Here is a 12,887-nt window from a genome sequence, read left to right as displayed (position 1 = left end):
GCCCCGACCGTCCGTACGACGCGACCGGCGACGACCTCCGGCGTGGGGAGCCTCATGGAAAAGCCCTTGCTGACAGCCCGGTCCGCTCTCGTGCTCCTGCTCGCCGTACTCAGCGGCGCTGCGGTGGCTGCCCTGTCCCTGGCGGCCGGTGAGGGCGTGCCCCGCAGCGCCCTCGCCGGACTGGGCGCCGTCGCACCGGCGGTGCCGTTCTTCAATCGGCTCATCGAGCACGACCCGGTCCGCCCCTGTCAGCACCCGCCGGAGCCTGCTGCGGCAGAGGGACGTGGAACGGCTCAGACGGACTCGATCGACGTCACGTCGTAACCCACCGTCGGATGCGGCGCCAGACCCCGGCAGGTGAGCCGGTACGGCGCCGTGCGCCGGGCGTGGAGCCGGACGTCGAAGGCGGTGGGGTGGGGCGCGTGGAGTTCGACGCGGATGCGCCAGTCGTCGCCGTCGCGGGCGGTGTCGGTGACGGTGTAGGCGTGCCGGGCGGCGGGACCGAAGCGCTGGAGGAGGGCGGCGACGGCGACCTGCTGCGGGGGAGCGAGGTCGGTGTAGCCCCGGAGGTGGTCCGCCTGGACGCGGCCCGCCAGGTGTTCCTCGACCACGCCGACGGCGGAGACGGCGTCCAGGCGCCCGTAGTAGACGCCGTCGGGCAGGAGGACGACGTTGGCGGCGAAGCGGTCGCCGCCGACGTGGGTGCATTCCCACACCAGGTTCGGCCAGCGCTCGCTGAGCGCGCGGGCCACGGGGCGCCCGCGTACGGCGCAGCAGATGTCGTGCTGGCCGTGGACGCAGACCAGGACGACGGGCGGGTGGTCCAGTTGACCGGGGGACTGGAGCGCGTCCGCGATCTCGGCCAGGTCCTCGTCGCGGGTCCAGGTGCCCCAGCGCTGGCGGTAGGCGCCGGAGCGTTCGTAGTGCAGTACGGCCCACCGCCCTGGACCGTCGGGTCTGGGGCGGGCGAGGCGCCTGATCAGCAGGATCCGGGCCCGGACGGCGTGGGCGGCGGACCAGACGAGGTCCTTGACCTCCGGGGCGAGATCGAGACCGTCGAAGCCGTTGGACGGCCAGGCGCCGCGGTACTCGACGAGCACCCACACGGCGCCGCGCGGCGCCGTGCCCGCCATCGAGTCGCCGCGGATCCGGGCGGCGTCCGCGCAGAAGAAGCGGTCTGTGGTGGTCACCGGAGCGGCTACTGTCCGGCGGGCACCAGGACGCCCGCTCGCAGCAGCCGCTCGGCGAGCGCGAGGCCGAGGTCACCGGCCGTACGGACCTCGCCGTCGAGCAGGCGGACCACCGCGGGCAGATCGGACTCCGGGAAGTCGAGCCAGCCGACCCGGGTCCGCAGCCGCGTCCCCTCCAGCCGGGTCTCCAGCGCCTCGCGCAGCCGCACCGGAGACCCGGGGTCGAGGCTCTCGACGGCGGCGAGCTGGGACAGCGGACCGAGCGGAGCCGGACGGCCCAGGCCCCGCCTGCTCCGGTGGACCAGGGGGGTCGGGTCGGCACCGGCGACGGCGGCCGTGAGGCGTGCGCGGACCGCGTCGAGCGCCCGCTCCGCCCCGTCGGCGCCCAGGGGCAGCGAGGCGCGCGTCTCGGGGTCCGCGCGCAACGCGGTCAGCGCGGCCTCGGCGAGCTGCTCGGCCAGCGCGTAGCGCGTCCACACATGGACGCCGAGCGTCAGATGGATCGACACCTCGCCCTTCGCCCGGGCGGCGTGCAGCCAGCCGCGCGGAAGGTAGAGCACGTCCCCGGGCTCCAGCACGGTGTCGATGTACGCGGGTCCCTTCGCGGCTTCGGCCACGGCTGCCCGGTGCTCGGTCCACGGCTGCTCGCGCAGCGGGTCCGGGTGGACGGGCTCGTGCACGAGCCAGCGTTTGCTGCCCTGGATCTGGACGACGAAGACGTCGTGCACGTCGTAGTGCTCGTCGAAGCCCTGGTTCTGCGACGGCGTGACGTACGCGTTGGCCTGGACCGGGTGCCCCAGCTCCGCACTCAGCGCGGCGCACAGGTCACCGACCGGCGCCCAGGTGCGGTGCAGCGCCTGGAGGACGAGCGTGGCGCCGTCCGCGAACAGCCGCCACAGCGCCGTGTCGTCGAGCTGGTCGGCGATGGTGGCACCGACCCCGCCCGGCGAGGTGAAGGACGACTCGGGCACCACGGCGCCGTCCTTCGCGACCCGGAGGAAGGGCGTACGCAGCCCCCGGCGCGAGATCAGTTCGTCCACGGCACCGGCGTCGAACACGTCCGTGAAGTCGCTCGCGCCCCGGGTGAGCAGCGCGGTCCGCGACCAGACGTCCCGCGCGAAGTCCTCGAAGGCGAGTCCGGTCAGACGGCGCTCCAGAATCCCGGCGCCCGTGGGGGAGCCGGGATTCCGGGAGCCGGGGCGGGAGTCGGTCAAGAGCCGGCGCCGCCGTCCGCGCTGCCGTCGGCGCCACCGTCGTGCACCCCGGGTTCACCCGCGGCACCGCCGTCGGCGGGACCTTCGGCGCTGCCGTCGGCGCCACCGTCATGGACGCCGGGTACGCCCGCGGCACCGCCGTCCGCCGGACCCTCGGCTCCGCCGTCGGCACCGCCGTCGTGGACACCGGGCACTCCCGCCGCGCCGCCGTCGGCGGGTCCCTCGGCACCGCCGTCCGCGCTGCCGTCGGCGCCTCCGTCGTGGACGCCGGGCACCCCGGCCGCGCCGCCGTCGGCGGGACCTTCGGCGCTGCCGTCCGCGCCTCCGTCGTGCACGCCCGGCTCGCCCGCCGCGCCGCCGTCCGCAGGGCCCTCGTGCTCGTTCGGATTCTTGGACATGGCCACAGTTCCTCCTCGGCGTCGACATGGTGTGCCCTGCCGCCCGCCGGTGGCGCCGCTCATGGCTCCCCGGCGGTGCGACGACCGCACTTCGACCACGGTCACCCAGAAACGGGCGGCCTGCATCCGGTGGCGGCGCTGCCCCGGCCGTTCCGGGGGCGGTCCACCGCGGCTCAGGCGAGAAGGGGTCAGGTGTAGACCAGCAGGTAGTCGCACGTGCTCGTGCCGTCGTGGATCGACGTGTCGCTGTTGAGGACGTAGAAGGACCCCGCGAAACCGGAGGACGTCATCTTCGGGACCACGATCAGGGTCTGGTCCGCCATGTCCAGCGAGTTCGGGCGCACCACGTTCTGGTAGAGCAGGGTGAAGAGGTTGTCGCGGAGGTTGGGGAGCCGCAGGATGCGGTACACGCGGTCGCCGCTGCCCGCGGGACCCGAGACGGGCGCCTGGTTGGCGGGGTTGTCCCAGGCGGAGGGCTGGGTCGCCATGCGGCCGTCCGCTTCGAGCTGCTGCAGCCGCCGCTGGGTGCTCTCCCGGACGGCGGCCATGTGAATGTGCAGTTGCTGGAGACGGCGGGCGCCCTGCGAGTTGATCCCCAGCCCGATATACGGAGCCTGCACGGGGACGTTTCCTCCGCTCCGCGCGTTTTCCCACGCCTCGTGCCAGTAGTTCGGCGCCGCGTCGGTGTGGATAAAGGGGCATTCGATACCGGTGATCCGGCAGGTGGGCAGCGTGAGATAGTTGTGCGTGTTTCTGGGCGCGCCGTGCAGAATGATGTAATGCGGGGTCATCACCAGGCAGTCGGGCTTGGGCTGCGGCGGCGGAGGCACGATTCCCTGCGTGCAGTACTGGACGTCGTGCCACAGCGGGTCGTTGTCGGTGGGGCTGCCGCAGATCGCCTGGAGTGAGGCAGGCGGGCAGGTCACACCCCCTCCGGGCGGGGAGGTGGAGCACGAGGGCGTGGGCGAGGGACCGCCGCCGAGTGCCGGACCCGCCGCCGCGGGCGTGCTCACCGCAGCCGCCGCGCCGGTCAGCAGGACGGTGGCACCGACGGCGCCCGAGAGTGCGACGAATTGACGCCGGGGTACTTCGTTCGCATTCTGCTGGTCGTTCACGCGTGAACTCCTGGAGTGAGAGAGGGGATTTCCGACCCGGTTTTCCGATTTCCGTCGATCCGCTCACAGGGTAGGGACGGAAGAGGGTATTTCCCATCGGCTGAACGGGTTGGTGTCACGTGCTGCGCCATTGAGAGGTATTCCATTTGTTGTATGCGGCGGCTCGTGCGGTGGGGATCGCGCGGGCGGGAATCGTCCGTCTCCGGGCGCCGGTAAAGTGCCGTCCGATGCCGAAAAATCGCCAGCCCTCGGAGCCCTCGGAGCCCGTAGAGTTCCCCGAGTCTTCGGAGCCGCTGCGGGTGCCCGCGCAGGGCGCCGGGTGGCTGCCGCACGGCTTCCACCTCGGCCCGCACGCGCACGATCACGGGCAGCTCGTCTACGCCGCCGCCGGTGCGCTGGCCACCACGACCGAGCGCGGCACATGGGTCGCCCCCGCCCACCGCGTGACCTGGACGCCACCGGGCTTCGCCCACTCCCACCGCTTCTACAGCCGCACCGACGTACGCCTGCTCACCGTCCCGCTCGACCTGTGCGGCGAACTCACCGACCAGCCCAGCGTGTTCGCGGTCAGCCCGCTGCTGCGCGAGGCGGTCCTCGCGCTGACCGGCGACCGGCCCGAGAGCCGCCCCGGCGCCCACGCCCGTCTGCTCGGCGTCGTCGTGGACGAGCTGTCCGACACCCCCGAACACTCCCTGCACCTGCCCGAACCCCGCGACGACCGCCTCCGCGCCGTCACCGACCTCCTGCACGCCGACCCCGCCCGCGCCGCCACCCTCGCCGAGCTGGGCCGCAGAGCCGGGGCCAGCGAGCGCACCCTGAGCCGTCTGTTCCACGCCGAACTGGGGATGAGCTTCCACCGCTGGCGTACGACCCTGCGCATCCACCACGCCCTCGCCCACCTCACCCACGGTCTGTCGGTCACCGACACGGCGATGGTGTGCGGGTGGTCGAACCCGTCGAGCTTCATCGACGCGTTCACCGAGGTGGTGGGGCAGACGCCGGGGCGCTATCAGGCGGAGCTGCGGGGCGGTACGAAGTAGCCGTCGCCCTCCGGGGTTCGGGAGAGTTGGCGGCTTTTCGGTATCCGGTGTCCCGTCACCGGTGGTTCGCGTCCGGCGGCGGGCTCCAGAGTGGGGGCAGATCGACCGCCCTGAACACCGCCTGAACACGGAGGCTCGTCCACCCATGACCGGGACACGCGAACACACCACCGTCGCCATCGTCGGAGCCGGCGTCGCCGGACTGGCGCTCGGCACCTTCCTGCTGCGCAACGGCGTCGGCTGCGTCGTGCTGGAGAAGCACAGCCGCTCCTACGTCGAGCAGCGCCAACGAGCCGGAACCATCGACGGTTTCGGGGTGCGCATGTTCCGCGAGTGGGGGCTCGAAGAGGTGCTGGAGGGCGATCCCGTCCCGGAGAGCGAGGGCGGCTTCTTCATCGACGGGGAGGAGATGCCGATCGAGGTGGACGACGACAACGAGAGCCTGTACTGCCCGCAGCAGGTGCTCGTACGCAACCTCACCGACGTCTTTCTGCGCGAGGGCGGGGACCTGCGGTACGAAGCCGCCGATGTGTCGCTGGAGAACCTGGAGGGTGTCAACGGCGCGTACGCGCAGGTGCGTTACCGGGACGCCGACGGCACGGAGAGGGTCCTCGACTGCGACCACGTCGCCGGTTGCGACGGCTTCCACGGTGTCAGCCGCCGCTCCGTTCCCGCCGGTGTCCTGACCGAGTACTCCCACCAGTACGGGTACTCCTGGCTCAGCGTCCTGGCCGCCGTACCGGCGAATCCGTCCGGCATGGCGATCCACGCGCGCGGTCTCGCCGGAATGATTCCGCGCGGTGCGCGGGCCAGCCGGATCTACCTCCAGTGCGGTGTGGACGACACCGTTGAGCAGTGGCCGGACGAGCGGGTCTGGAGCGAACTGGAGGCGCGGTTCGGTGTCCCGGTGCCGACCGGGGAGATCGTCAGCAAGCAGATCGTCCCGCTGCGCAGCGTCGTCTTCGACCCGATGAGCCACGGCAGGCTGTACCTCCTCGGCGACGCCGCCCACATCGTGCCCCCGATGAGCGCGAAGGGCATCCATCTCGCCCTCCACGACGCCGAGATCTTCGCCCGCGCCGTCATCCGCCGTGCCGTACACGGCGATTCGAGCCTGCTCGACAGCTACTCGGAGACCTGTCTGCCCCACATCTGGAACTACCAGGCGTTCGCCACCTGGATCACCGACCTCATGCACAACGCCGGTGACACCACCCACGAGGGAGAGTTCCGCAAGCAGGTCGCCCGCGCCGAACTCCGGCGCCAGTTCGCCTCCGAGGCGGCGGGTCGGCTGTTCGGGGAGCTGACGGCGGGGACCAACTAGACGACTGATGCCAGGGGTTCAGTGGTCGTACGCGGGTGAGGAAGCGCATGAGGGGCTGTCCGGCCCGGGGGAAGCGGACTTGAGGGCTGTCGGCGCCCTGGATCTGAACGGCGTGCTGGAGCGGAGCTGGCGCTCCTACCGGCGTACTCAGGTGAAGTGGCTCGCGCTACCGGAAGGCGCCGACTCCTCGGAAGAGGACCCCGGGGCGCCCCCGACAACGTCTGCGACGGCGCCTTCCGTTACTCCGACTACGCCGAAGGTCTCGTCGGCTCGCCGCTGTGGTCGTTCCGGTGGCACTGACCCGGCGCCGTCCTCAACGGTCGACGGGTGCCACGCCGTCCAGCCCCGACTCGCGCAGGACGCGGGTCACCGTGTCGTCCAGGGTGCTGTCGGCGGGGACGACGGTCTCGATGCCGCTGGGCAGCAGGTCGCGTTCGCGGTACCAGTCGCACAGGTGGGCGTGGGTGACCGCGGCCAGGAGCGCCGGGTCGGGCTTCGTCGCGTGGCGGAGCAGGGTCTCCTGGAGGGGGACGTCGAGGTAGTAGCAGCGGGTGACGCCCCGGTGGTCGCGTACGAGATCCTCCAGCATCGTGGCGTACCGGTCGGCGTACAGGATGCCCTCCACGACCGTGTGGAACCCGGCGTCCAGGGCGTAACGGGCCGTCATGCCGATCAGCCCGATGTTGGCTCCTCCGGGCCGGTCCCGCTCGCGCAGCACGACCCGGCGCAGGTTGTCCTGCCCGACCAGCGCCAGATTGCGTCCGAACCGCTCCCGCACCCCGGCCGCGACCGCCGACTTGCCCGAGGCACTGTTCCCCCGCAGAACGATCAGCCGCGTCTCTTCGGTGCCCACCATCACGACGGGCACGGTAGCGGGCGGACTCCGGTCGCGTGCCCTGGTCGGCGGACTCCGCCCGGTCTCGCCTTCAGCACTCCAGGTACCAGGTCCCGGAGAAAGGCTGGAGCAGCAGAATGACGAAGGCCGCCAGCAAGAGCCGCACCACGATCAGGAGCCAGGCGAGGGATCTGGCGGTCAGGTCCGCGCGGCTCGCCAGCAGCCAGGTCAGCGGCAGGGACAGCAGCACCCCGCCGGCCATCCAAACCCGGCTGTGCTCTGTGGCCTGGTCGCAGTACTCATGCCCGCTGAGCGAGTGGAGGAAGACCGCGGTCGCCAGGGCCAGCAGCGTCTCGGCTCCCAGCGGGATCCGCCAGCGGGCGGGGAGGCGACGCAGGAGCCCGGTGTCGTTCATGTGAATCTCCGTCACTCGTACCAGGGGGCGGGGACATGCTGTAGATGATCGTCATCCGGCACTTGCCGGTTCCCGTTGGCGATCACTCCTGCGCGTCACTACGTTCGACGTGTGACCGCGCCATCACGCACCCACCAAGCCTCCCCGGGCCCGGGGAGAGCACGGCTGCTCACCGGGTTTCTTCTCGCGGTCGTCGTGTTCGTCGTCGTGCTGCTCTGGGCGAAGTGGCTGCCGTACACCGCGAAGGTCGTCGGGCTCAACGAGAGTCACACGTGGTCGGGGTCGAGCATTCTCGGGGTCGGGGGTGTCCAGCCGGGGGAGGCGCCGAGTTGGCACGCGGCGACCTCGTTCCTGGTGGCGTATCTCGTCGCGGTCTGGAAGGCGCTCGTCGCCGCGCTGCTGATCAGCGCGGCGCTCCAGGCGCTGATCCCACGGGACTGGCTGGTGCGGGCGCTCGACCGGGGCGGGCGGTGGTCCGGTGCGGTGGCGGGCGGGCTCCTGAGTACGCCGTCGATGATGTGTACCTGCTGTACGGCACCGGTGGCGGTCAGCCTGCGGCGCAGCGGCGCCTCGACCGCCGCGACGGTGGCGTACTGGCTGGGCAATCCGCTGCTCAACCCCGCGGTCGTGGTGTTCCTGCTGCTGGTCGCGCCCTGGCAGTGGACGGTGGTGCGGGTGGCGGTCGGGGTCGTCACGGTGGTCGCCGGGGCGGTGCTGGTGAGTCACCTCGCGGACCGTCGTCGTACGGCGGCGGTGGCGGCGCCCGGGGTATCCGGGCACGGGCAGCCGGTCGGCGCTCCCGTCGCGTCCGCGTCGAGCGAGCCCGCCGGGACCAAGGACGTGGCGCTGCGGTTCCTGCGGACGCTGACCCGGATGACGCTCGTCCTCATCCCCGAGTATCTGCTGGTGGTCCTCCTGATCGGCGCCTTCCGGGGCTGGATGCTGCCGCTGACGCAGGACGCGGTCGGGCACGGTACGCCGACGGTGGTGGCCGCCACGGTGATCGCGGCGATCCTGGGCACGCTCTTCGTGATCCCCACCGCCGGTGAGATCCCGATCATCCAGGGCCTGGCGGTCCTCGGTCTCCCGGCGGGCGTCCTCGGCGCCCTTCTGATCACCCTGCCCGCCATCAGCCTGCCGAGCATGGCCATGGTCGGCAGGACGTTCGGCTGGCGGCTGACGACGGCCACGACCGTCCTGGTCGTGCTGGCGGGACTGCTGGGCGGGGTGCTGCTGGCCGTCCTGTGAGGGCGCGACGGTGGGCGCGGGTCGGTCCGGCACCCTCATGCGGGTGCGTGGGACGAACGGGTCCCGTGATGTCCCGAAAGGACCGCCCACTACGGCCGACGGGACGAGCTGGCCGTACCCCTCGCGGACGTACGGCGCATGCTGATCGCCATGACGCGCTTCCTCACCACGGAGTTCCCGTCACCCGCTCCCGGACCGGCGCATCCGGCGCCCCAGGAACGGGACCGGACCCCGAAGCGCACCGCCGAGCAGCCCGGGTACGCCGCTCGGGCCAGCGTCGCGGACCCGGTTCGGGTGGTGCATGGGCTCTGCCACCTGCCCGGTCCACCGCATTCGAGCGGCGCCCCGGTGAGCCAGGTGCGGGGACAATGGCGGGACCGGCTCGCGGTCATGCGCGTGTCGGTCTCCTCGATTACGTTGTACGCATCGTTCACATGCTGTGAAGCGACACCAAGCGGCACCGAGCGATGTGCGCGGTATCCACCTCACGGAGGCACCCATGCCCCAGGCACCCGGCTCGTACCATCACGGCGATCTGCGCGCCGCCTGTCTGCGCGCCGCGCGGGAGCTGCTGGAGGAGGACGGGAGCGCCGGGCTGTCGTTGCGGGCGGTGGCGCGGCGGGCGGGGGTGTCGGCGACGGCGCCGTACCGCCACTACGCGGACCGCGAGGCGCTGCTCGCGGCCGTCGGAGCCGAGGGGTACCGGGAACTCGGGACCCATCTGGCCGCGGCGCACCCCGCGCCCACCAGCGCCGACGACCTCGCCGAGATCGCCGTCGCGTACGTGCGTTTCGCCCTCGACCACCCCGCGCTGTTCCGCGTGATGTTCGCGGAACCCTGCGACCCGGCGAGCGAGGAGCGCCTTGAGGCGACCATCGCCATCTCGCAGTACGTGCGCGGCATCGTCCACGACGTCTTCCCGGACGCCGATCAGGACGCCCTGTCGACGGCGGTGTGGGCGCTCGTCCACGGGCTTGCCTTCCTCCATCTGGACGGCAAGCTGGACGCCTCCGTGCCCGAGGTGGTGGCCGAGCAGGTCCGCGCGGCCGTCCACGCCGTGCTCACCGCCACGCCGGAGCGCGTCGAGGCGTAACGGGGAGCGTGTCAGGGGGTCCGCGCGCCCCCGCCGTCGGTCAATCGCTCCGCCCGCAGCGCGGAGCGCCGCAGTTTGCCCGCCGCGCTGCGCAGTGGGGTCGTGACCAGCTCGATGGACCTCGGGCGCTTGTGGGGCGACAGCCGGGTGGCGAGGAAGGCGTCGATCTCCTCGGCGGTCGTCGGGCTGCCCTCCTCGATCTGGACGATGGCGTGGACGCGGTTGCCCCGGTCCGGGTCCGGCAGACCGATGACCGCGCCGGACAGGACGTGCGGGTGCTCGGTGAGGGCGGCCTCGATCTCCGCCGGGTAGACGTTGACCCCGCCGACCAGGAGCATGTCCGAGCGGCGGTCGTGGAGATAGAGGTAACCGTCCGCGTCGAACTCCCCGATGTCGCCGAGGGTCGACCAGCCGTCGTCCTCCTCGGTCTCGGCGCCGATGTAGCGGAACGCGGGCGGCTTGCCCTCCGAGACGCGCATGAAGATCTCGCCGGACACTCCGGGTTCGGTGACCGGCGTGCCGTCGAGCGCCACGATCTTGATCTCGCCCCAGGTGGTACGCCCCACCGAACCCCGGTGCGCCAGCCACTCGGTGCCGGAGATCGTGCAGCCCGCCTGAGCCTCCGTCCCGGCGTACAGCTCGTGGATGCGCTCCGGACCGAGCCAGTCGATCCACGCCTGCTTGGTCGCGGGCGGGCACGGTTCCGCGCAGTGCCACACCGAGACCAGCGAGGAGAGGTCGTAGCGCTCGCGGGTCTTCTCGGGCAGCGCCAGGACGCGCCGCATCATGGTCGGCACCAGGTACACCCAGGTGATCGCGTACCGCTCGATGTCGGCCAGGACCCGCTCGGCGTCGAACCGCTCAAGGAGCGTGACCGTGCCGCCGTTGAACAGCGTCGTCATGGCCGTGGAGAAGGGCGCGTTGTGGTGCACCGGCGCGGTGACGAGCGACTGCTCGCCGGGTCTGAGCCCCCACGCCTCCATGTCGAACGGGTTGAACGCCCCCGCGGCACCGGACAGGATGATCTTCGGCCTGCCGGTCGAACCGCCCGAGGTCGGCGCCTTCCACGAGGGACCGACCTCCGTCACTAGGTCGTCCTCCTTGAACTCGCCCGCACGTCGGCGGAGTTCGGCCACCGTCGTCGACCGCATCCGCCCGTCCCCCACCGGCGCGCCCTCCTCCAGACCGACCACCACCGCCGGGTCGGACAGCGCGAGGATCGCCTCCTCCTCGGGCGGCGCGAGCCGCGTCGACAGCGGCTGCGGTACGGCGCCGAGCTTGAGGCAGGCGAACGCCGCGACCACGACGTCCACACCGTTCGGCAGCATGAGCGGGACGATGCGCCCGTGCCCGACGCCCGACAGGCGCAGTCCGCGCGCGACTTCAGTGCTCGCCCGGTACAACTCCGCCCAGGTGAGCTGCTTCTCGCCGGAGCGGACCGCCACGGCGTCGGGGCGCTCTGTCGCGTGTGCCTGCGGGATGTCACCGAGCGGGAACCCCGGTTCGGGGGTGAACATGGCGATCTCTCCTCGTCGTTCGGGAAGTTCGGGAGTCCGGCGGCGCCAACCGCTCACGCGTACAACTGCGTTCCGGGCAGCGTCTCCGGATCGGCCCGCACCTCCGCCGGGTTGGTCTCCGGCAGGAACCACGCGCAGACGAAGGTGATCAGACCCATGAGCGCGATGTAGGCGGCGACCAGCGTGGTCGTACCGGTCTTGGCGATGATGGTGGTCATCAGGATCGGGGTGCCGCCGCTGACGATGATGGCGGAGAGCTGGTAGGCCAAAGAGGCGCCGGAATAGCGGACGTTGGGGGCGAACAGCTCACCGAGGAACGCGGCCATCGGACCGTAGGTCAGACCCTGGAAGAGGAAACCGACGGTGATCGCGACGAACACCAGGGGCGCCGACGCCGTGTCCACCAGCGCGAAGTAGGGGAACGCCCAGGCCGCGACGCCGAGTCCGCCGACGAGGATGAGGTTGCGCCGACCGAAGCGGTCCGACAGGTGGCCCGTGTAGGGGAGCAGCCCTCCCATGAGGGCCGAGCTGAGCAGGGTGACGGTCAGCAGGGAGTCGCGGTCCATGTGCAGCGTCGTCGTGCCGTAGCTGAGCAGACCGGTGATGCTGACGTAGAAGAGGCTGTTCGTGGCGGAGAGGGTGCCGCAACCGAGCAGGATCGTCCGCCAGTTGCGTCGTACGGCCTCGGTGAGCGGCGCCCGGACCACGCGCGCCTCCGGGTTCTTGGTCGCCGCCTTCTGCAACTCGCGGAAGTCCGGGGTGTCTTCGACCTTGCGCTGGATGTGCAGCACGACGGGGAACATGACCGCGCTGAGCAGGAACGGGATGCGCCAGCCCCAGTCGAGGAACGTGTCGTCCGAGACGACGGAGCCGGTCGTGGTGAAGATGAGGTTCACGATGATGACCGCGACCGGGACGCTCGTCTGGCCGAACGTGCCCGCGAAACCACGGCGTTTGGGGTGGGCGGACTCGGTGAGGAGCAGCGCGATGCCGCCCCACTGACCGCCCGCCGCCGCGCCCTGGGCGAACCGCAGCAGCACCAGCAGGGTCGGGGCGAGCACACCGACGCTCGCGGCGCTCGGCAGACAGCCGATGAGGAACGTCGCGGTCGCCATGCCGATCAGACACGCCACGACCGTGGGCTTGCGGCCGTACTTGTCACCGAAGTGACCGGCGAGGAGCCCGCCGAGCGGCCGGGCGACGAAGCCCGCCCAGAAGGTGCTGAAGGACAGCAGCGTGCCCATGAAGGCGGAGGAGTGCGGGAAGAAGACGTGCGGGAAGACCAGAGCCGCCGCCGTGCCGTACAGGAAGAAGTCGTACCACTCGATCGAGCTGCCGATCAGGCCGGCCGCGAGCAGTTTCCAGCCGGTGCGGCGCTCGGGTGCGGTGGCGGGTCCGGAGCCGTTGCCCTGGATCGGGGCCTGCGCGGAAGAGGCCATGGGGGCATCCCTCGGTTCTGGGTAGGGCTGCGACCTGCGTCACAGCTCTGTGTCGTGCG

The 12,887-nt window shown here is 71.6% G+C and carries 13 protein-coding genes; 5 read left to right on the top strand and 8 right to left on the bottom strand.

Annotated features, from left to right (window positions below):
• The first annotated feature begins 54 nt into the window (after window positions 1-54).
• Window positions 55-324 carry a hypothetical protein gene (locus IF655_RS07580; protein WP_199583203.1) on the top strand — a complete coding sequence of 90 codons (270 nt, stop codon included), beginning with the start codon at window positions 55-57 and terminating at the stop codon, window positions 322-324.
• Here IF655_RS07580 and IF655_RS07575 read toward each other — a convergent pair.
• From IF655_RS07575 to IF655_RS07560, 4 genes are all read right to left on the bottom strand, one after another.
• On the bottom strand, window positions 294-1,190 hold the full coding sequence (locus tag IF655_RS07575) for a sucrase ferredoxin (RefSeq protein WP_199583202.1): 897 nt from the start codon (window positions 1,188-1,190) through the stop codon (window positions 294-296). The two genes, IF655_RS07580 and IF655_RS07575, sit on opposite strands and share 31 nt — an antisense overlap.
• Before the next feature lie 8 nt (window positions 1,191-1,198).
• The gene (locus IF655_RS07570; RefSeq protein WP_199583201.1) at window positions 1,199-2,404 is read right to left on the bottom strand and encodes a cupin domain-containing protein; all 1,206 of its coding nucleotides are present in this window, start codon (window positions 2,402-2,404) and stop codon (window positions 1,199-1,201) included.
• Window positions 2,401-2,802, bottom strand: coding sequence for a BatC protein (locus IF655_RS07565; RefSeq protein ID WP_199583200.1), 402 nt, complete (start codon window positions 2,800-2,802; stop codon window positions 2,401-2,403). The genes IF655_RS07570 and IF655_RS07565 overlap by 4 nt, the downstream gene beginning before the upstream one ends.
• Window positions 2,803-2,990: 188 nt before the next feature.
• Window positions 2,991-3,917, bottom strand: coding sequence for a CDP-diacylglycerol diphosphatase (locus tag IF655_RS07560; protein ID WP_307814877.1), 927 nt, complete (start codon window positions 3,915-3,917; stop codon window positions 2,991-2,993).
• Window positions 3,918-4,144: 227 nt separating this feature from the next.
• On the opposite strand from IF655_RS07560, the gene IF655_RS07555 reads away from it, so the two are divergent.
• The gene (locus IF655_RS07555; protein ID WP_242488586.1) at window positions 4,145-4,957 is read left to right on the top strand and encodes an AraC family transcriptional regulator; all 813 of its coding nucleotides are present in this window, start codon (window positions 4,145-4,147) and stop codon (window positions 4,955-4,957) included.
• Window positions 4,958-5,102: 145 nt separating this feature from the next.
• Complete coding sequence (locus IF655_RS07550; protein ID WP_199583199.1) at window positions 5,103-6,281, top strand: 4-hydroxybenzoate 3-monooxygenase; 1,179 nt, start codon at window positions 5,103-5,105, stop codon at window positions 6,279-6,281.
• Between the two features lie 313 nt (window positions 6,282-6,594).
• On the opposite strand, the gene IF655_RS07545 is transcribed toward IF655_RS07550, so the two are convergent.
• Together IF655_RS07545 and IF655_RS07540 are read right to left on the bottom strand one after the other, a co-directional pair.
• Window positions 6,595-7,137, bottom strand: coding sequence for a kinase (locus IF655_RS07545; protein ID WP_199583198.1), 543 nt, complete (start codon window positions 7,135-7,137; stop codon window positions 6,595-6,597).
• A 70-nt stretch (window positions 7,138-7,207) separates the two neighbouring features.
• Window positions 7,208-7,531 carry a hypothetical protein gene (locus IF655_RS07540; RefSeq protein WP_199583196.1) on the bottom strand — a complete coding sequence of 108 codons (324 nt, stop codon included), beginning with the start codon at window positions 7,529-7,531 and terminating at the stop codon, window positions 7,208-7,210.
• A gap of 111 nt (window positions 7,532-7,642) precedes the next feature.
• On the opposite strand from IF655_RS07540, the gene IF655_RS07535 reads away from it, so the two are divergent.
• Both IF655_RS07535 and IF655_RS07530 read left to right on the top strand, forming a co-directional pair.
• Window positions 7,643-8,779, top strand: a complete 1,137-nt coding sequence (locus IF655_RS07535) for a permease (protein WP_199583194.1) — start codon at window positions 7,643-7,645, stop codon at window positions 8,777-8,779.
• 499 nt (window positions 8,780-9,278) lie between these two features.
• Window positions 9,279-9,872 (top strand): TetR/AcrR family transcriptional regulator, encoded by a 594-nt coding sequence (locus IF655_RS07530; RefSeq protein WP_199583192.1) that lies wholly within the window; start codon window positions 9,279-9,281, stop codon window positions 9,870-9,872.
• An 11-nt stretch (window positions 9,873-9,883) separates the two neighbouring features.
• On the opposite strand, the gene IF655_RS07525 is transcribed toward IF655_RS07530, so the two are convergent.
• Window positions 9,884-11,389 (bottom strand): AMP-binding protein, encoded by a 1,506-nt coding sequence (locus IF655_RS07525; protein ID WP_199583190.1) that lies wholly within the window; start codon window positions 11,387-11,389, stop codon window positions 9,884-9,886.
• 53 nt (window positions 11,390-11,442) lie between these two features.
• Window positions 11,443-12,828, bottom strand: coding sequence for an MFS transporter (locus IF655_RS07520; protein ID WP_199583188.1), 1,386 nt, complete (start codon window positions 12,826-12,828; stop codon window positions 11,443-11,445).
• Window positions 12,829-12,887 lie beyond the last annotated feature (59 nt).

This window comes from Streptomyces sp. DSM 110735 (genome assembly GCF_016482685.1).
Taxonomy (GTDB): domain Bacteria; phylum Actinomycetota; class Actinomycetes; order Streptomycetales; family Streptomycetaceae; genus Streptomyces.
The sequence above is the reverse complement of the archived record's forward strand: the minus strand, read 5'-3'. Positions and strand labels throughout refer to the sequence as shown.

Coding starts and splice junctions, on each gene's coding strand:
- IF655_RS07580 (WP_199583203.1), top strand. CDS start 55: ATGGAAAAGCCCTTGCTGACAGCCCGGTCCGCTCTCGTGCTCCTGCTC.
- IF655_RS07565 (WP_199583200.1), bottom strand. CDS start 2,802: ATGTCCAAGAATCCGAACGAGCACGAGGGCCCTGCGGACGGCGGCGCG.
- IF655_RS07555 (WP_242488586.1), top strand. CDS start 4,145: ATGCCGAAAAATCGCCAGCCCTCGGAGCCCTCGGAGCCCGTAGAGTTC.
- IF655_RS07550 (WP_199583199.1), top strand. CDS start 5,103: ATGACCGGGACACGCGAACACACCACCGTCGCCATCGTCGGAGCCGGC.
- IF655_RS07545 (WP_199583198.1), bottom strand. CDS start 7,137: ATGGTGGGCACCGAAGAGACGCGGCTGATCGTTCTGCGGGGGAACAGT.
- IF655_RS07540 (WP_199583196.1), bottom strand. CDS start 7,531: ATGAACGACACCGGGCTCCTGCGTCGCCTCCCCGCCCGCTGGCGGATC.
- IF655_RS07530 (WP_199583192.1), top strand. CDS start 9,279: ATGCCCCAGGCACCCGGCTCGTACCATCACGGCGATCTGCGCGCCGCC.
- IF655_RS07525 (WP_199583190.1), bottom strand. CDS start 11,389: ATGTTCACCCCCGAACCGGGGTTCCCGCTCGGTGACATCCCGCAGGCA.
- IF655_RS07520 (WP_199583188.1), bottom strand. CDS start 12,828: ATGGCCTCTTCCGCGCAGGCCCCGATCCAGGGCAACGGCTCCGGACCC.